This window comes from Vibrio sp. T3Y01 (assembly GCF_013114525.1).
GTDB classification, from domain to species: Bacteria; Pseudomonadota; Gammaproteobacteria; order Enterobacterales; family Vibrionaceae; genus Vibrio; species Vibrio chagasii_B.
The window spans coordinates 1-19,146 of sequence record NZ_VTXJ01000024.1; the positions used below are offsets into that span (position 1 = coordinate 1).

The 19,146-nt window shown below is 43.3% G+C and carries 19 protein-coding genes; 3 read left to right on the forward strand and 16 right to left on the reverse strand.

What is annotated here, in order from left to right:
• Positions 1 to 266: 266 nt before the first annotated feature.
• Positions 267 to 725: a GNAT family N-acetyltransferase gene (locus F0232_RS20550; RefSeq protein WP_171731989.1), complete on the reverse strand. Its 459-nt coding sequence runs from the start codon at positions 723 to 725 to the stop codon at positions 267 to 269.
• Between the two features lie 1,113 nt (positions 726 to 1,838).
• On the opposite strand from F0232_RS20550, the gene F0232_RS20555 reads away from it, so the two are divergent.
• Complete coding sequence (locus tag F0232_RS20555) at positions 1,839 to 2,126, forward strand: hypothetical protein (RefSeq protein WP_061031124.1); 288 nt, start codon at positions 1,839 to 1,841, stop codon at positions 2,124 to 2,126.
• 62 nt (positions 2,127 to 2,188) lie between these two features.
• Here F0232_RS20555 and F0232_RS20560 read toward each other — a convergent pair whose 3' ends face one another.
• From F0232_RS20560 to F0232_RS20630, 15 genes are all read right to left on the reverse strand, one after another.
• A complete protein-coding gene (locus tag F0232_RS20560) occupies positions 2,189 to 2,953 on the reverse strand; it encodes a hypothetical protein (RefSeq protein WP_105058063.1) in 765 nt (254 codons plus the stop codon).
• Positions 2,954 to 3,125: 172 nt separating this feature from the next.
• The gene (locus tag F0232_RS20565) at positions 3,126 to 3,548 is read right to left on the reverse strand and encodes a GNAT family N-acetyltransferase (RefSeq protein WP_105058062.1); all 423 of its coding nucleotides are present in this window, start codon (positions 3,546 to 3,548) and stop codon (positions 3,126 to 3,128) included.
• A 223-nt stretch (positions 3,549 to 3,771) separates the two neighbouring features.
• The gene (def, locus tag F0232_RS20570) at positions 3,772 to 4,275 is read right to left on the reverse strand and encodes a peptide deformylase (RefSeq protein WP_105058061.1); all 504 of its coding nucleotides are present in this window, start codon (positions 4,273 to 4,275) and stop codon (positions 3,772 to 3,774) included.
• Positions 4,276 to 4,368: 93 nt separating this feature from the next.
• Complete coding sequence (locus F0232_RS20575) at positions 4,369 to 4,782, reverse strand: NUDIX hydrolase (RefSeq protein ID WP_105058060.1); 414 nt, start codon at positions 4,780 to 4,782, stop codon at positions 4,369 to 4,371.
• A 21-nt stretch (positions 4,783 to 4,803) separates the two neighbouring features.
• Complete coding sequence (locus tag F0232_RS20580) at positions 4,804 to 5,574, reverse strand: GNAT family N-acetyltransferase (RefSeq protein WP_105058059.1); 771 nt, start codon at positions 5,572 to 5,574, stop codon at positions 4,804 to 4,806.
• Between the two features lie 27 nt (positions 5,575 to 5,601).
• Positions 5,602 to 6,402: a GNAT family N-acetyltransferase gene (locus tag F0232_RS20585; RefSeq protein WP_105058058.1), complete on the reverse strand. Its 801-nt coding sequence runs from the start codon at positions 6,400 to 6,402 to the stop codon at positions 5,602 to 5,604.
• A 107-nt stretch (positions 6,403 to 6,509) separates the two neighbouring features.
• On the reverse strand, positions 6,510 to 6,848 hold the full coding sequence (locus F0232_RS20590) for a DUF952 domain-containing protein (protein ID WP_105058057.1): 339 nt from the start codon (positions 6,846 to 6,848) through the stop codon (positions 6,510 to 6,512).
• Between the two features lie 66 nt (positions 6,849 to 6,914).
• Positions 6,915 to 7,238, reverse strand: a complete 324-nt coding sequence (locus F0232_RS20595; protein WP_105058056.1) for a hypothetical protein — start codon at positions 7,236 to 7,238, stop codon at positions 6,915 to 6,917.
• Between the two features lie 153 nt (positions 7,239 to 7,391).
• Positions 7,392 to 7,745 carry a DUF6404 family protein gene (locus tag F0232_RS20600; RefSeq protein ID WP_061031131.1) on the reverse strand — a complete coding sequence of 118 codons (354 nt, stop codon included), beginning with the start codon at positions 7,743 to 7,745 and terminating at the stop codon, positions 7,392 to 7,394.
• Between the two features lie 117 nt (positions 7,746 to 7,862).
• Positions 7,863 to 8,315: a hypothetical protein gene (locus F0232_RS20605; RefSeq protein ID WP_061031132.1), complete on the reverse strand. Its 453-nt coding sequence runs from the start codon at positions 8,313 to 8,315 to the stop codon at positions 7,863 to 7,865.
• Between the two features lie 408 nt (positions 8,316 to 8,723).
• Positions 8,724 to 10,046 carry a hypothetical protein gene (locus F0232_RS20610; protein WP_171750964.1) on the reverse strand — a complete coding sequence of 441 codons (1,323 nt, stop codon included), beginning with the start codon at positions 10,044 to 10,046 and terminating at the stop codon, positions 8,724 to 8,726.
• A complete protein-coding gene (locus F0232_RS20615) occupies positions 10,039 to 10,764 on the reverse strand; it encodes a hypothetical protein (RefSeq protein ID WP_171750965.1) in 726 nt (241 codons plus the stop codon). Before F0232_RS20615 ends, F0232_RS20610 begins: the two co-directional genes overlap by 8 nt.
• 263 nt (positions 10,765 to 11,027) lie before the next feature.
• On the reverse strand, positions 11,028 to 11,486 hold the full coding sequence (locus F0232_RS20620; RefSeq protein WP_017107819.1) for a hypothetical protein: 459 nt from the start codon (positions 11,484 to 11,486) through the stop codon (positions 11,028 to 11,030).
• Positions 11,487 to 11,838: 352 nt separating this feature from the next.
• Positions 11,839 to 12,513 (reverse strand): hypothetical protein, encoded by a 675-nt coding sequence (locus F0232_RS20625; protein ID WP_105058836.1) that lies wholly within the window; start codon positions 12,511 to 12,513, stop codon positions 11,839 to 11,841.
• 381 nt (positions 12,514 to 12,894) lie between these two features.
• Complete coding sequence (locus tag F0232_RS20630; protein ID WP_105058054.1) at positions 12,895 to 15,477, reverse strand: molybdopterin oxidoreductase family protein; 2,583 nt, start codon at positions 15,475 to 15,477, stop codon at positions 12,895 to 12,897.
• Positions 15,478 to 15,982: 505 nt separating this feature from the next.
• Here F0232_RS20630 and nirB point away from each other — a divergent pair.
• Together nirB and nirD are read left to right on the forward strand one after the other, a co-directional pair.
• Positions 15,983 to 18,565, forward strand: coding sequence for a nitrite reductase large subunit NirB (gene nirB, locus F0232_RS20635; protein WP_105058053.1), 2,583 nt, complete (start codon positions 15,983 to 15,985; stop codon positions 18,563 to 18,565).
• A gap of 123 nt (positions 18,566 to 18,688) precedes the next feature.
• The gene (gene nirD, locus F0232_RS20640; RefSeq protein WP_061031137.1) at positions 18,689 to 19,033 is read left to right on the forward strand and encodes a nitrite reductase small subunit NirD; all 345 of its coding nucleotides are present in this window, start codon (positions 18,689 to 18,691) and stop codon (positions 19,031 to 19,033) included.
• Positions 19,034 to 19,146 lie beyond the last annotated feature (113 nt).

The following is a 19,146-nucleotide window of genomic DNA, read 5'->3' on the forward strand; positions in this document are numbered from 1 at the left end:
AAATCCTACACGTTGAAAACCTTATGCTCACACTGTCTTATAAAGTCGATAAGGTGATTAGGACTTCGTGTTCGACTTCCTCATCTTGGCCAAGGCAATAGCCGCTCAACAGGCCGTATATATGGAAGTTAACCTGCGCTTTTAATCATACTGCTGGCTTGCAAAACTGGGGGAGACCATATATGTGAGCAGCGCTTGGCTATACTTGAGCGAAGCGAAAGCGCCAAGCGTTGCGAATCACTCTTAAATGCTTTGTTATGTGCGTGCTAATTGAGGTACTTTTGCCAATGTTGATGCCCTGTCAAAACTACCCTGTAATCTTCGTAGTCCAATGAACTATAGAGCTTTTTAGCTGCAACATTGTCATCACCGACCTCTAGTGTGATTTTGAGGTAATCATTATCACGACAATACTGTTCGATACCATTCAGTTGCGCTTTCCCCACACCTTTACCACGAAAGTTGTCCGACACCATAAAATCATGGATATTCATCACTCTTTGCGCTCGATAAGTTGAAAACGATTCAAAGCAAACCGCAAAACCAGCGTGCTTATCGTCGAAAAAACTGATAAATCCGTGGAAATAAGGCAATGCAAACAACTGAGTAATTACTGAGAGATCTAGCTCAACTGAGAATCCAGATAGGTACTCTCTAAACAAAGTCTCAAATATACCTTTGTCCTCAATGCTTTCTGTTTCGATACGCCTGATTGTGATTTCCATATCCATTTCCACCAAAGCACATAACAGCTATATTAGACAGAATAATTCTGTATTTTGTCCCTGAGAACGTGCTGTCTAGTAATCTGAGTTGTTCAGGGCCTGTCTAATAACTAATTTAATAACAACACCTTACCTGCTTGCTTCTGGAGCGAATATGATGAAAAGCAGAAAATTATCTATATAGTTTCAGCAAAATGTAGAAATTAGCTCAATGTGTGAGTGAGTCGTCATCTTGTTAATTGGTTTCTTCACTTCAACCTAAGCATGTTGACTCTAGAACTGTCGGTAGCATGATTAAGCCGCAACAGGCACAGGCCCCATTTGTAACCTTACGGCACAACCCAAAACCGCATAAAACACCGCATGTAACGGTTCATTTTTAGTGAGTCACAAAGCTCTTTCGCTCATCCGTAGGGCTCAATGTTGTATGCCGATAAATCACATCTCTCAGCACGCTAGCAGACCTTAGCATTTATCCACAACAATCAAGAGGTCTTTATCTAACTGAATTCTATACTGAAAATGGGTTAGCCATGAATCCTTTTTTGCACTGATAATTTTTGTCATCACGATTAATTTCATGGTGCTTAGTGCTCGGTTAATCCTGCTAAGTACAGTGCCAAACGTTTTGAAGCGCTAGCTTGGCTACAAACATTACTGGAACCAAAAGCACCGCGTGTTATGAATCAATGATGGATGTGACTGAGACGATTAATCCACTCAACTACTCACGCTATGAGCCGACACCGATTCAGCCCTAAATACCATGTGTTGTGAATCAATCTTGATCGACTGCTCCACACGTTTAGCCAATAGCCCCCACCACCAGCGAATCGCCCCACAGAACGAATACATCAAAAGTCATCAGCAGGTTTAGCTGCGTAAAAAATGGCGGAGCGAGAGCGCAGGCGCTAATAAATTTCACAACCGAGCAAAGGGTTAGTTAAGAGCGAACAGCCCAATAAAACCGAAGGCTTTCACCATTATGCGCATGGTAGAACAAACACAAAACAACAAAAAATTATTGTTATTCGATAATTTTTTGTTGATCTACAAATATTCCGATGTATATTAGCCCCTCAACACCAACCCTAAACTCTTACGAGGTATACAATGAAAAAGGCTTTACTGTTTCTTGCTCTTGGTTCTATTTCTGTTTTCGCTCACGCTAAAGCAACACAAAATTCCGACCAGATGCTTGCCCAAATCGATAACGTTATTGTTTACGCAGGTGAAAATGTAGACAGCTCAGAAGAGGTATATGAAACGATCAATTCAGCTAACTCTGCTGGGTTCGAAAACTGCGCGGTTTATTTACCGGAGGGGGAATTAGAGGCCAGCACGACGATCACTTTACGCCGCACTGAAGGTGGCTTTATGTTGGAGTGTGGCTCTAATTAGAGCTGACGAATAAAAATACCGACCTCTGGGGTCGGTATTTATTCATTTATTGTCTTAAATGCCTATGTTGCGGCATTTAAAGCGAGTGACTGAGCAAACTCTCGCATGTGCCTTACGTTGTCTGCTTTTTCTGCATCACCACATGCTTTTCCGTAGTATTGAATGTTTGGCGAGGAATACACGGGCAATACTTTTTCAGCGTAGGTCATCACGGTGCCCGCTTCCCGGCACAAAGCGCCGAAAGAGTAAGGTTTTATATAATCATGGTTTTCTTGTAGCAACATACCTTTGAGCCAGTGATCGGGAGTGTCGTTGTGCCAAGCCCAAGCCAAATGACCGAGTTCATGCTCAAGTACCCCTACCTCTGCTGCAGATGACAGCACTAAAAAGCTACGGCTTAAATTCAGATCAACCGTACCAAAGGTTCCGTCGTCTGAGAACTCGTGGTCTTCAGGAAGAATCAGTGCATAGTAGCTCCCCTCTCGCTGCATGGGTTCCAACACCTCATCGCCAACCAGGTTGACTAACTGTTTGTGCAGCTTGCTGCTTTCCGCATCTTGGAAACCGGAAAGGTCGATTCTCGTGATGCCTGATAATGTTCGCTCCATTGGTACGCATGAGTTTTGCAGAACAAGATTAGAGTAGCCTATCATCTTCTGAATTTTTGACTCGCTCATCGATGCATCGGTAAAAAAGTGAACGGGAGTTTCGACTTTTTCACCCATATCACAAGGGGCAAGGGTCAATTCTTCGCCTCTGTGTTTACCAACGAAAAAGAGTGCCACAACACCCAGTAAAGTGCCGCCAACCACGAGGTTTTTCTTCATTATATTCCTTTATTGCCTTATCGCTTTATTACTTACTTTTTATAGCTTCGGTGCTTACTGTTTATTGCTTGTGTGCTTAGTGCTTAGTGCTTTATCAAACCATGTTTCGATGAGGGCAAGAGCGTTACACTGCTGCCATCAGTGTCTTGATAATGCTAGTTACATGAACCCATTAAGCTAACGCTTTTTCCATAGACAAGTGCACAATGCCTGCTTCCATGAACTCTTCTCCAAATGGTGTGAATCCCAGCTTGGTATAGAAGTCGATGGCTTGCTTTTGAGAGCCAAGATATACGCGCTGGTAACCGCTCTTCTTCGCTTCATCGATGAGCGATAAAACAATCTTCGAGCCAAGCCCCTGTCCTCTAAAATCTCTCATGATGGCAATACGGCCAATGTGACCGTCGCTTAAAATACGGCCCGTGCCGACAGGCTTTCCATCGACAGTCACCACGGCATGGATGGCCGAACTGTCTAACCCGTCGAACTCTATTTCAGGTGCGATAAATTGTTCGTTAATAAAAACGTTCTCGCGAATAGAACGAATTGATTGTTCATTTTCACTATCAAAAGCAACATTTTTTACTTGGATCATCATTTACCTTTTGTGAACGTTAAAACTGAATGAAACACGAGAACCAAACTAAAAGCACTCGCTTGCATATGCAACATAACTAAGGGAACGGATCAACCTATTGAAAAGCCGTGTAACATGAAAGGAGTAGTAGACAAAATTGAGAAGGATAGCGACAAAACCCAACGCTGATGTGTTGAAATTCACTCGTTGGGTTTGAAGAGATAATGGTTTATAAGCCGGATTAAGCGTGCGCTTTAAGGTACTTTTTAACTTTTTTCATCGCCATTTGACGCTTTAGTGGCGACAGGTAATCAATAAATAGGTTACCCGATAAATGGTCAATTTCATGCTGCATTACGATAGCGAGAAAGTCATCGCTTTCAATGGTGATTGGCTTCCCTTCTCGGTCGAGAGCAGAAACTACCACAGACGTAAAACGCTCGACATCCGCATAATAGTCAGGCACTGATAAGCAGCCTTCTTGGCCCAAAGCTTTGTTGGAACCACTTGAGACTACCGGGTTCACCAAGATTAACGGTTGGTCTCGGCTGTCTGAAATATCGATAACTACCACGGCCTCTTTACGACCGATTTGAGTGGATGCCAAACCGATACCATTATCAGTGGCATAGAGTGTTTCTAACATATCGTCGATGAGTGTTTGTACCGTCGATACATCTTGCACCTCTTCCGCTTTCACTTTAAGCCTTGGGTCCGGTGCGGTAAGAATGTCTAAAACTGCCATGTTTTCCTTTGAATTTTCAATTTAATCATTATTTTATAACAGAGTGAGAAAGATAAACCAATATAGCTTGAGTACCAAGTATGAGCGTTCTGGCTAGTCAAAGTTCTTGAAGTTTACCGGTTCTTTCAACAAGTTCACCAAAGGTAAGAACAGAGGTTCTGGCAGTTCATCTAAATCGAACCATTGCCACTGTTTACACTGATGAGGTTCCATGACTTGAGGCTCACCACTAGAACTGGTCGCGACAACATACAAGGTGACGTAGTGCTTGCCTTCTTTTTCGAATATGTCGTTGGTAAAGCCGAGCTTCTTAAACGAGCCGACCTCTAACCCTGTCTCTTCAAGGGTTTCTCGCTGCGCGCACTCTTCGATACTTTCACCCAGTTCAAGGTGCCCGCCAGGCGTCGCCCACGTATTTGCACCATGAGAGCCTATGCGCTCGCCAAGTAGAATACGCCCTTCCCGAAAAATGACCGCTGCCACACCTACACGTACTTGATTATTCACTCTTTACTCCTTTGAAACACATTACTCACTACTTGGTGAGGTATACCCTGTGGTGGTCGCGATCACTTCAAAACCACGTTTGGATACAATGGGTTTACTCATATCAGAAGCATCGATGGTAAGGTATTTAACCCCTCTCGATTTGGCTTCCTCAATGCGTTTGTTCAGTAGCAAACTGTAATAGCCTTTACCTCGAAATGCTTCGATGGTGCTTCCGCCCCAAATACCTGCAAACGGGCTATTACCATTAAATATGATCCACGCCGAGGTCACAGGCTGGTCGTCGACATACACGACATAGATAGACACCGAATCTGGCGCCTGCTGTTTAAGGCTGACTAAGTGATTGTAATGCCATTCGAAATCACCACCCCAAACTTGCTCTTGGACTTTGATTGCATCGCGAATGCCTTTGCTGTCCGCCACCTCGGTGATTTTGCCTTCATCAAAGTGCTCGCAGGTGGCCTTAGACAAGTCCAACACCATGAATGATTCGTGCTCATCCTGCTCAAAACCATTCTCGAGCAATACTGCACTGATGTTCTTTGGTATGTCGGTACTGTACGTCTTCCATTCAAAACATAGGTTACGCTGCTTAAAGTACGCGAGTTGCTCTTTGACGATAGAGTCTGTGAGGCTTTCATCGAAGTCGAAAAAGGAGATATAGCTACCATGACGATCGTTAGATACGAACTTAGTCAGGTTGTTCTCTGTGACCTTAATACCATTGAATGAGTTAAAACGTTTCCGCTCAAATTCGTTGTACTCTTGCATGACATCCGTTGTATTCATAATTTTCTCTTGCAGATCGCCCTATCTCTAATCTTTACACCATACACTTCGTACGCCAACCGAGCGAAAACCGATCGATTTACAATTTTTGCTACTGGTGCTGTTTGGCATTACGTCGGTTAAAAGTACCTTTGCCCCTAAGGCGATGGCATCTTCGATTCGAGATCTTAACAGCGCCGTTTGGCATCCCTTTGAACGATAGCGCTCTTGTGTATACGCATTGGCAAGTATTGCGTGTTCGTTGTTGATGAAACTCGTCGCCCAAGCGCACGGTTTACCCTCTATTTTCGCAACGTAACAACGGAAAGTATCCGTGCAATAGAGCGCGCGTTTCTGCTGCCAGATTTGGTCTGAACACTCTAAACCGGATGTTTTGAGCAAAGCCAAAAACGCATCGGCATTATCTTGTGTCCATCGCTCAATCGTGACTTTACCTACATCGCTCAATGGTTCTACGCTTGTTTTTTTAGAACTCGGCTTTTCTACATAGCCTTCTGCGGATAACTCAAGAAACTCATGCTCAAAAGCAGGCACAAACCGATGTTTCGATAACCATGATCTCAGCTCTGTCGTTAAAGCGTTAGGCGCAATAGAAATCTCAGGTGAGATACCATCTTTAAATAGTTTGAGGTCTGCCTCTAAGCTCGCGGAGTTGCAAACGCCATCAATGAGGATCTGGTTGTCGTACTTACGTGTTTTATCGATAAAAACAGTGAAGCCATCATCTTCAATTAAAATCAGTTCACTGGCTAAATCGGTTGAAAGGGTTCGCTCGTTATTAAAATAAAAGTATGCGTTATATGCGTCTTTAACTGCTTTAACTTGCATTGTTTTCCTTAACTTGATGGAAACAAAAAGCTCTGTAGAGCCAAAACAACACACGATTAAGTGCTGCTTGTTTTGAATGGTACAGAGCCGATAGGAATACTCGATTGTTACAGGTTTACTTTTAGTGCACCTGACGAATCCGCGACTAACTTTATTGTTCTAATCACGGCTTGCTTAGAAAGTGGACTGTATAAATGTGGGTAGAGTGCCCCATCATCTTCAGTCCCTACTGGCGGCTCATCTCTTAAGTCTCTAGCAATCGCGTTTTTGTCGATTTCTAGAAGATATGCTTGCGTCACTCCCACAAAGAAACAATCTACAATTTTTTGCAGTTGCTCTTCATAAGCAAGGTGAATAAAGCCTTCGTCCTTCAAGGATGCGGGTTCATAGGTTTCTGTGCTTTGGTATTCTTTGTAATCACTTTCGGTCAGTAAGTGGTATAGCATTTTTATTTATCCTACTTTCTAAGACTTTGAGTCTACTTAAGCCGTTTAGCGACCACCAAAGTATCTTCAAAGATCGAACTCAGAGTTATAGATTTTGAAAACATTGACTAAAGGTTCCTCCCAGCCGAGGGACTCTCTAAGCTGATCAACAATTGGTTTCACTTGGCTCTTTGCCACGTTGATTTCAACTTTTAATAGCGGGTAATTTTCGACTTTTCCTTTGCTCCCAAACACAGGCGTAGATCCATCAAGCGCTCGGTGAGACCCGATAACTGACCCGATAGACCAACAGTGGTCATAGTTTCCAATCCTGTCGACACCGGACTCATGTAAAGTGCTAAGAACTCGCTCTTGTTGTTCAGGCGTACAGAAAATTTCAAGTTTATACATCTAATTTAAACTCCAAAATACCCTGTGTTTTGAATCAATCGGAGACCTCACGAGATGTTTTAAAGCTTTCTACCACAGCAAAACTATTCTAAACACAAAGCCTAAAATTTAAGGTGTTGAGCTAGACTCTGAACCTTGTTGATAGGTTTGCGATCATTCACCTAATGAATCCCAATCTGTTAGGTTTAACTGCTTACGTCTTATGGCGTAGAGGATTGACATAAGCAAGCCAAACAAAGCACCGCATTGCAATGATTTATAGGCAGATTCTAGCATAGATATCCCAATCTCATTCCACTCCAAAAACCATTCAAAACCCCACCATATAGGAGCGAAATAGACCAAACAAAACACAAAATTTGAGAAAAAGCCCTGATAGTAAGGTGGCCGTATACGAAACCCGAGTTTACGCAACAATCTATCTATTGGGGGGTTATAGTTCGACTTCCAAACACCTTTGTCACTTAACTCTTTTAGAGCAAGTTGTATTTTCGTTTCATAATCCATGAGCTAACTCCTAAAGCTCTGCCTTTTATGCAGAGAAACCTAAAGACAACTGAGTTGCAGACAAATGTAAACCCAAGCGCACGCCCCACGTTACCCGCCTGATTACATGGTTTATTATTAATCCCTTACATCGCCCATATGCTTAACAATGCGCGCATACAGCAAGATGTTTAAACTCATCGATATTGCTACATCAACGCCTGTGGTAGCAATATCGCCATCATCAGATATCACTGAAAAGTAATAGAAAAATAACAGAATATAGAGAGGCAACATAAAAATTAAAAACCTCAAACCCACAACAAAGCTGATACCAAAATAGCGACCTAAGAAGTCTCGCCCATTTTCTGCACCATTCGCTCTATAAGCAAAATAGGTCCCTAGAAGAACGATGACGCTGAAACTGATTGATTCGATAACCTCCCAGGTATTTGAAAAGCCATTGGCGTAGCCATACATCGCGAGCGTACCCAACGCGATATATATAAATACATACCGAAAACGATCTTTCTCCGACAACTTATCGGCTTTGATGTCCGCCTTTAAGCCTTTGATGTTCCAAAAATACATACCTAGCCCTTTTACTGATAACGGTTCCGAGACCGAACATTGACGCTGTTTATAATTGAAATAGTTCGGCTACTAATAGCAACAGCTATTAAATTGACAATTAAGTCATTTAATAACAATGCCTTAGCAAGAAAGTCGCATCATACATGACGAGAAACAGAAGTATTCCTAATAACTCTAATTAAATGTAGAAATCGTATGAATATGTGTATTACTTATCATTTTATCCATATACATCCTTGCCCAGACGGGATAGTTGATTTTAGGTTTGTGTGTGACGCGATGATGGATAAACGACGTGAGGCTCGATAGATAAAAACTAGCGTTGCCGTGGCGAATGGAAAAACGCCGACAGAGTTGTCGGCGTTTGGTTTTCAGCGTGTTGTGTTAAATTAACGAGTGCACATCTTACTCGATACTTGCGGTATATTTTCCCGTTTCTTCGTTTTTAGTAACTAGCACATTAAACAAGTGGTATTCAGGCTTATCACCTGTCGCTCCACCTAATGTCACACTTTTTGTGCCAAGTGCTCCATTGGTCGTCGAATCAATCTGTACGGTTGCTAACCGGCCAGTAGCACGAGAAAAGTTCGCGACAGACACTGAATAAAGCCCTGTTTTAAGACTAGCTGGATCACACGAACTAAAATAATGCTCAGGACCGTACTCCCTAGTATTGTCTACATCTAAATACCCTGATGAACCTCGTTGTTTGGCGTAATAAACATGATCCCCACTAGGCTCTGTCACATGAAGATCCACATCTCCTTTGCCGTCCCACGTTAATTGTGCGGTAAAGAAACCTTGAGACGCTTCTGCGGGAGGTGCGGTAAGTGTATTCAATGCATCATTGATCTGCGTTCTCACTCTGTTCGATATATCTAGCTTTTGGTTGATGTATATTTCAATAAAGCCATGACCGAGAATATCCTTACTACCATTAACACCACTCGGCCTGAACAAGTAGCCTGGAATATTGTCTGTAATGTTCGGTACACTGCCCACAAGTCTTAACCCATTTATCACCAAATCCAGATCAGCCAATGTATGCTCACCATTAAGAGACGGTGATGCCGGAGCTACGTGAACAACTTTAACGGAGTCTTCATTTACCTTTGTTGTTGTATATTCGTAGGCCGCATTCGCAAAAAGGTTACCCTGAGAATGGGCTACAAAAAGTAGCTTAAAGCCTTTAAGGACCCAGTTATCGATCTTGGCCTGATGTTCTGAATAGTTAGCGGTAGTAGGTGGATTTCCCATCAATGATGTAAGGCTTTGAATAGTATCAGCCCGAAATTTATCACCAATAGCTTCATATAGAGCAGCAGTCGAAGAGGCAGCTTCAATAATACTCGACCACCAAGGGCCATCGCCTCTCATAATTTCAAAAAAGAGCTCATAACGCCCTTCCAATATGCGGTCTTGCTCCAAAAGACGTTGTTCGAAGGTTTCAACAAAGTCTTCAAAACCATCGGTGTAGTTGTAAAAAACCTCATACTGGATGGAGTCTCCTGTAACCGACTTTTCTCCATGGATTCTTTTTAGCTCTTCTTTTGCTCTGTTTGCTCCACTTGGCGTAGTGTTAACACCATTAAAAAAAGCGACGACCACATCTGTGTTTCTACAAATATCTCCTTCAGTGGTTACCTGTGCAGACGCTGTAAAAGTCAATACCGATGAGAGGAATAGGCCAATACTTAAAGGTGAGATGTATCGAATAATTTTATTCACAGGTATCTCCTTTTGGAATCGACCAGGAAGTACCATTCAAGGCTCTGGCAAAGGCGAGATACGCTAATAGTCTTTCTTTCGTATTCGTTGTTATGGACTCAAGCTCTTGGGATACTTGCGCCGGTTGCTTACTATTATTACGTCCATCAAAGCGGCTATAAATACAATGATCAGCTTCTGAAAGTTTTCTATTGGCACTTTTGACCGCGTTGATATCTGTTAGATCAATGATCAAAGTTTGCTGTAGTGCTTTAACATACTGCTCAACTGCCTGTTTCTGGTCCAGTTCGAGGTAGTTATTATCGATATATCTTTCAATATCATCCCTAATGCCATTATCGTCATTATCCACACCAACAAGTGTCGGCTCTCTTTCCAAATTAGGGAGGGTTTCTGGCAACTCCAGTTCTTCTTCTGATCCTGACGCAGCAGGAGGCAACGTATTGCTCGGTTCCTCTTCTGATACTGGCGCAACAGGAGGCAACGTATTGATCGGTTCTTCTTCTGATACTGGCGCAACAGGAGGCAACGTATTGATCGGTTCTTCTTCTGATACTGGTGCAGCAGGAGGCAACTTATCATTCGGCACCTCCTCTATTTTTCTTAAATCATGACATCCCATAAACATGGAAACTAATGGGACAATTAAAAACCTTATTTTCATATAAATCTGCTTTATTAACTGAACTGCTAATTCTGACGCATGTTCCTTACTCATTGAGTACAACAAGCAAGTAGTGCCATGTGTAACGAATCATTTTTGTTACTTGAACTTATTTTATAACTAGCTTTTCACCCATCAAACATGCCTCCAATTTCACCTAGCACGGATATTGAGATCTAGGTTTTCCATATGGAGTGATAGTTAGTAAGTGGCGCTGAAATGGCGGCTAAGCTAGTCGCTGACAAGTTGTCAAAGAACGCCGATATGGTTGTCGGCGTTTGGTTGTTTACCTAGCTAAATTACTACTATTTATAAAACTAGTATTTTCTACGATTAATAGTGAAGGTAACTTTTGCGTCTCCGGTTACAACATTGAAATAATCAAGTTTTCCGGTACAAATCGCACGATCTCGGTAACTTCTGCTCTCATTCTCTGCGATTACTTTTTGAGGCAACATAGTGCCTGTTCGCGGATCGATTAAAGCAACAAAACGGAAATGACAACGCGGTGCGTCATAGACTGAACTATCACTATACTGATATTCAAAATCAACCAAGCGAACTACATTGGGATAATTGCTAGAGACATTGAAACGGTCACTTGATTTAGCGATAATGGTGTCTTGAGGGTTTGGTGAGTATCGAGATGTTTGATAATCTTTACTGGTTAATTCTACATCATAGATTCTAGATTCATTCTTAACCTCAACGGCAATATTAGCGAATGCAGAAGAACTTAAAAGTAAGGCTGAAGCAACAATTGCTCTTTTGAACATGGATTTGTCCTTTATATTATTGTTTTAATAATGACTTTTTAATTATTAATAAGTCGTAGATAAATACCCATCTTTTACGTCACACAGGGGGAATCTTCGTCAGAATTCATTTCTAACTTAATTAAGTGTTTATAGAGAATAGGCAGCTAAGGCATGACGGAAAACTTAGGTTCTCTGATACAAGAACCCGAATATAACCGTCTCACCAAATTTAAATTTTATATTGTTTTTTCTAGATGATAGATCGAAGATATTTAGTTAATACAGGAAGTTAACTCCATCTTTCTTATTTTAAAGTTTGGGCTTTAGAGCCTATCAAAAACCTAATTATTTAGGCTGTTTACCACCCTGGTTATGCCTCATTTCCTAGTGGCATTTCAGCAGCATCAACATTCGTAATGTAGACTCTAAAGTACACAATAGAGCCAAATATCAATAAAACAGGGGACAAGATTGATGTGAGTATCCCTGTCGCTACTTCTAACACCGGATAAACCTCTCCGATATACCCAATCACGAAATTAAGGATAAAATTAATGATACCCAGTAACATCGATATTTTAATCAACTTCATAGTGATACCTTTGGTATCTCGCCAACTTTTTTCCAACGCAAACAGTGGAGATTTATTATTTAGTACAGCTTCGAACTCTACGAAACTGTATCGCGCAGCTAGATACAATCCCGGGATAATCAGTGCAATCGTTCCAACTAAAACAATTAAAGAATAAATAATATAAACGATCATTAATCTGGACCAAACTCTCCAAGATACGGAGCGTTCAATATCAAACCCATTAGTAGACGAAGCCATAAAATTGATAAAAATAGCGATTAGATAAGTGTAAATAGAAGAATATACACATAGATACACCGCGTAGACCCAGAGGTTTTCTGATACATAAAATGAATGTTCAAGCCATACGCCTAAACATGACATCGTGATGATGAAACCGCCGAAAATTTTAAATATGCTTTTAAAATTTGAGCAAGTGAAATGTAAGCATTCAGATAGAAGAGTTCTCATAAACTGGTCTTTATTTAATATAATTTGAACAGGATTCATCACCCAATAAACATTGGGTACTTCCGAGGCACTTCGTAAAGCAATCTCACCATCGATTAAATTGACAAATAAGTCATTTAATAACAGTACCTTACGAAAACCCTGGCATCATACACCAGGAATAAATAGAAATATTGTATATATTTGCACACAAATAAAGAAACAGCATGAATATGTGTGTCGCTTGTCATTTTTTATATGACTCTGCAGCCTAACCGAGGTATTCGTTCAAATTATTCATTTAGCACGATGATTGGTAAATATGATCAAGAATGTTCGTCAGAAAATAAAAACGCCGACATTATTGTCGGCGTTTTACTCTGGACCTATTTCGATAAGTATCTACTTCGCCAATGTACTCAAAAACTCGGCTTCAAACTCTTCATCAGCCTCTCGGATTAGACATCCCACCAGCCAATCGATGCTTTGATGGTCGAGCTTACTGTTCACGACGAATGCTTGCTTTACACCAAACTGATCCAACTTGGCCGAGCCGTAGTTCTTGAATGATTTATTGCCGTGGTAATGGAGTGATTTAATCGCCTCTGTATTCGGTTCTGGTAAGGCATCAAGGGTGTTGGCAAGCTGAATCACCAACTCCATTGGATTCTTCGATGAAGAAATACGATACAGAAAACCACCCTCCACTCTTTGGCGAACCCAGTAATCAAACCCACTACAATCCATCACCTTGTCGCTGACTAAGGCAGCTTCACTGCGATAGCCACACGGCTCTACCACAACAGGTGTGTGTTTAAATTCTGGTTGGCCTGAAGCTGCATCGGTATGAGGCAAGATCAGGTCACACGGCTTGCTGTCTTTTGCGGTTGGCGCATTCCAGTGAATAGGCATAAACACCTGTTCACGGCGCATCTCTTTGGTCACCACTAAGCGAGCTTGGCATTCACCTTGTGCGCTGCGCACTTTCACTACCGGATTAATAGTGGCGTGGTTGAAAGCATCTAAGCCAAACTCTTCTAAACCAAGCTCTGCAACCGTATCTGGGTGCATGGCGACAAAGGGTTCTGGTGTGTGTTCACCTAAACCTGCGGCTAAGCCAGTTCGGCTCATGGTGTGCCATTGGTCTCGGATTCGACCTGTGTTCATAATAAGTGGGAATTCGACACTGGTATCGGCAATCGGCTTGTCGTGCTCAACCGCTACAAACTGCGCTTTGCCCGATTCAGTAAAGAACTCGCCATCGGTGAACATGCGCTGCTCGATGATTTCTGGTTGATATTCAAGTACTGGCCATTGCTGCGGAGTCAGTTCACCATAGCCTTTCTCATCTAACTGAGTAAGTCCGATTAAGCATAGATCGCGAGCTTTACCTGTCTCATTACCTAGGGCTGTCATCTCGCAATACTCTTTGAAGATCTCGCCTTCGTGGCGGTAATCAAACTGCTCTTTGAATCCCATTTTTTGCGCGACTTCTTTTAATATCCACCAATCAGGTTTCGCTTCTCCAGGGCTTGGTAATACGCGGCGTTGGCGTGAGATTCGACGCTCAGAGTTGGTTACGGTGCCCGACTTTTCACTCCACCCTTGCGCGGGTAGCACTACATCGGCCAAGCGAGTGGTTTCCGTATCGGCAATGCAGTCCGACACCACCACAAACGGGCATTTCTCCAAAGCAGTTTTGATTTTTTCGCTATCTGGCAGGCTCACAACAGGGTTAGTAGCCATGATCCACACCGCTTTTATCTTGCCTTCATTCATGGCATCAAACAGGTCGATGGCTTTCAAGCCTGCGTGAGTGGCTAAGCTGTCGGTTTGCCAAAACTTGCTAACGGTTTGGTGTGATTGTGGATCACCAAATTCAAAGTGCGCGGCTAAGGTGTTGGCTAGGCCGCCCACTTCACGCCCACCCATCGCATTCGGTTGGCCTGTTACCGAGAATGGGCCCATGCCCGGCTTACCGATTTTGCCGGTCGCTAAATGACAGTTAATAATCGCGTTTACCTTGTCACACCCTTGTGTGGATTGGTTCACGCCTTGGGAATAGATGGTGAGCACTTTCTCTTTAGATGCGAACAACTGATAGAACTGTTCGAGTTGTTGCTCGCTAAGCCCAGTCAGTTCAGGAACGCTTTTGTTGCCCCAACCTGATTCGGTATAGCGGTAATCTGTGGCTGTTCGAATCGCTTCCGTAAAACCTTGGGTATGATTTTCAATGTAATCAGAGTCAAGCTGGTCGTTATCATCTAAGTAAGCCAACAAACCATTGAATAGAGCGACATCGGAACCAGATTCCAATGCCAAGTGTATATCGGCAATCTCACAGCTGTCGGTGTAGCGCGGGTCAATGACGATCACTTTCATGTCTGGGTTAGCTTGCTTGGCTGCTCTTAAGCGTTGAAACAATACAGGGTGACACCAAGCGAGGTTTGATCCAGTGATTACGACCACTTCGGCTTGCTCTAGATCTTCATAACAAACAGGAACAGTATCAGTACCGAACGCGCGCTTATGCCCAACCACACTAGATGCCATACAAAGGCGAGAGTTGCTGTCGATGTTAGCGCTACCAATAAAACCCTTCATCAGCTTGTTAGCCATATAGTAATCTTCAGTCAGTAGTTGGCCTGACACATAAAAGGCGACAGAGTCTGGGCCATGCTGTTCTATCGCTTGTTTGAACTTGTCTGCCACCAGCTGAGATGCGCTACTCCAAGGTAGAAGTTGTTGTCCGCTTGCGACTCTTTGCATCGGCTGAGTTAAACGGCCAATTGGTGTTACGGTGTCTCCCAGTGCAGCGCCCTTTGTACACAACTTGCCATAATTCGATGGGTGATCTTTATCGCCACGCACTTCCAATTTCCCCGAAGCAGTAGGCCTTACTTCAATACCACAACCTACGCCACAGTAAGCACACGTTGATTTGATCCAATCCTTGTTTGAACTCATCACTCTTCCCTCGTGCAATGTTCTTTTTATTGTTTCCACCGTTCTAACAGAGCGCCTCTTACTAACCACTCTTCGCGGTGAAAATTTCTCTTTTTTAATAAAGCAATTTACGCACCACTATTCACCCCTTTCCCAATCAAGAAAAATAACCATCAATTACAACAACTTAAAATAAAATCACTTACAGAAAATAATGTTAATTAAATGCTATCGAGAAAATATTGAGATTTTTGCACCATGTTGATCAATTTTGCACCACAAAGGCTCATTTTCATAAATGTTCCCTTCCTCAAGCCTACCACTTTAGGGGTAACTGAGTCGTTTATCATTTAATTAAGCCACTAATTTAAAATGTTATTTTTATTTTCCTCGATATCTATTTTTATCTGGCACCCTACTTGCTGTCCTATTTACCAACAACTCAAAATTTACAGTTTTCAGTTCATTGGAAGAACAGCACATTATCCACCAGAGAGTGGGCAGTTTTAGAAACGCTAGGAAGCCAGCAAAAAAGGAATTTACTATGAGCAAACAAAAGATTGTCGTCGTTGGTAATGGCATGGTTGGCCACAAATTTATCGACAACATTATTCAAGCTGACTCAGACCAATATGAAGTCATCACTTTTAGTGAAGAATCACGACTTGCTTATGACCGTGTTCAGCTCACGGCATACTTCAACGGTAAATCAGCCGACGACTTGTCTTTGACGAGTGAAGCTTACTACCAAGAAAATGGCGTCAAATACCTAATCAATGCCAAGGTCACTGAGCTAGATACTGAAAACAAGGCGGTCGTGACTGACACTGGTCATCGTGAAAGCTATGACAAACTGATTCTCGCAACAGGCTCATTCCCATTCGTTCCACCAATCCCAGGTAACGACCAAGAGCACTGTCACGTCTACCGCACTATCGAAGACCTTGATGCCATTGAACTATCGAGCAAGCAGAGTAAATCTGGCGTGGTTATCGGTGGTGGTCTACTGGGCTTAGAAGCCGCAAACGCAGTTAAAAACCTTGGCTTAGAAACACATGTCGTTGAATTTGCACCTCGCTTAATGGCAGTTCAACTCGATGACGGCGGCGGCGCCCTACTAAGACGTAAAATTGAAGACCTAGGCGTACAAGTTCACACAGAGAAAGCGACCTCTGAGATTGTAGAGGGTGAAAATGCTCGCTACCGCATGAACTTTGCCGATGGCACTCACCTTGAAACCGATATGATCGTGTTCTCTGCAGGTATTCGCCCTCAAGATGCTCTGGCTCGTAGCTCGGACATCGCGATAGGTGAACGTGGTGGTATCGTGATTGATGATTACTGCCAAACCAACATTGATGATGTGTACGCGATTGGTGAATGTGCGCTGTGGGATAACAAGATCTTTGGCTTAGTGGCTCCGGGCTACTCGATGGCGAAAATCGCAGCAAGCCATATCCTTTCCAATGGCGAAGATGAGAGCAGCTTTACGGGTGCCGATATGAGCACCAAGCTTAAATTGCTGGGCGTAGACGTAGCCAGTATTGGTGAAGTGCATGGCAAAACCGAAGGCGCACAGTCTTACACCTACAACGATGAAATTGAACAAGTTTATAAGCGCTTAATTATTTCTGCTGATGGCAAGAAGATCGTCGGTGCTGTGCTAGTGGGTGACGCAGACGCGTATGGTTCACTGCTGCAAATCAAACAAAATGATATGCCTCTGCCAGAGAACCCGTCGGTATTGATTCTTCCAAACCTTGCTGACGACTCAGGCAGTGCAATGGGTGTCGAAGCCCTACCAGACAGCGCCGTGATTTGTTCATGTTTCGACGTGACCAAAGGTGACATCAAAGAAGCAGTATCAGCAGGCTGCACCACAATGGCAGCGCTGAAAGAATCGACCAACGCTTCGACGGGTTGTGGTGGCTGTTCTGCCCTTGCTAAACAAGTATTAGATAGTGAATTGAGCAACTTGGGTGTGGAAGTCTCTAACGACATCTGTGAGCACTTTGCTTACTCTCGTCAAGAGCTGACCGACATTATTCGCGTCAATAAAATCAAAACCTTCGATGAGCTGCTTGAGTCTCATGGTCAAGGCTTAGGCTGTACCGTTTGTAAGCCTGCAGTGGGTTCGATTCTCGCCTCTTACTGGAACGACTACATCCTGAAGGACGAGCACATCGAGCTGCAAGATACCAACGACATCTACCTTGGCAACATGCAAAAAGACGGTACCTACTCTGTGGTTCCACGTATTGCCGGCGGTGAAATCACACCAGACAAATTGATTGTGCTAGGTGAAGTGGCAAAAGAATACGACCTTTACACCAAGATCACCGGTGGACAACGTGTCGATCTATTTGGTGCACAACTCAATGAACTGCCAGCCATCTGGAAAAAGCTGATTGATGCAGGCTTTGAAACTGGCCACGCCTACGGTAAATCGGTTCGAACCGTGAAGTCGTGTGTCGGTAGCACTTGGTGTCGCTACGGCGTCAACGACAGTGTTGGCCTCGCGATTAAACTAGAGAACCGCTACAAGGGCCTGCGCTCACCACACAAGATCAAATTCGCCGTATCTGGCTGTACTCGTGAGTGTGCCGAAGCGCAATCAAAAGACATTGGTGTTATTGCGACAGACAAAGGTTGGAACCTTTACGTCTGTGGTAATGGCGGCATGCGCCCACGTCATGCTGACCTATTCGCGACCGACCTAGACGAGCAAACTCTTATTCAATACATCGACCGCGTGTTGATGTTCTACACACGTACTGCTGACCGCCTACAACGCACTTCGGTTTGGATGGAGAACTTAGAAGGTGGCTTGGAGTATCTCAAAGAGGTAGTGATTGAAGACAAACTCAATGTCGCTGCTGAGCTAGAAGCCGACATCGCGCTCAATATCGAAAACTACCAGTGTGAGTGGAAGACCACTATCGAGAATCCAGTGAAGATGAAGCGCTTCCAACACTACATCAACAGTGAAGAGATGGACTCTAGCCTGTCATTTATCAAAGAGCGTGAGCAGCGCTTCCCGAAGCCTTCGGTCAATACCGACCAAGAAGCGGAACGCAACCAAGCGTTAAACAGCACTGAACAGATTGAAATTACGGAAGTCTCGTAGCCAGTTTGGTCGTTAGCAGCCCCTTCGATCTCGGCAACACGCTGCTAGCGACCTTCTTTACGATCTTCTTTTTTACGAAATTGAACAAAATCAAAGACTCAACAATTTGACAAGGAGACTGTCATGGAAAACTGGACCACTGTTTGCTCCCAAGAGGAACTGTCACCCAATGCGGGTGTGTGCGCCAAAGTAGCTGATCATCAAGTCGCCATTTTTTACTGCAAACGCAGCGACAAGCTTTATGGCCTATCGAATTTCGACCCTGTGGGCAAAGCCAACGTTATGTCTCGCGGCATTATCGGCTCGTTAAGTGGAGAACCCTATGTGGCCTCCCCACTCTACAAGCAGCATTACCACTTAGAGACAGGCGCTTGTTTGGAAGAACCTGAACATGCCCTAACTCGCTTTGAAGTGCGCAGGCAAGGCAACCAGATTCAAGTACTGGCACCCGAAGCGTTGGCAAGTTAGTCATCTGACGACCAGTCAGCAACTAACAACAAGTTATCACCTAACTAAAAGGTTGTACTTTCAAATTCACCCATTAACATGCCTTAGCCGCCTATAATTAACAGTCTAGGCAA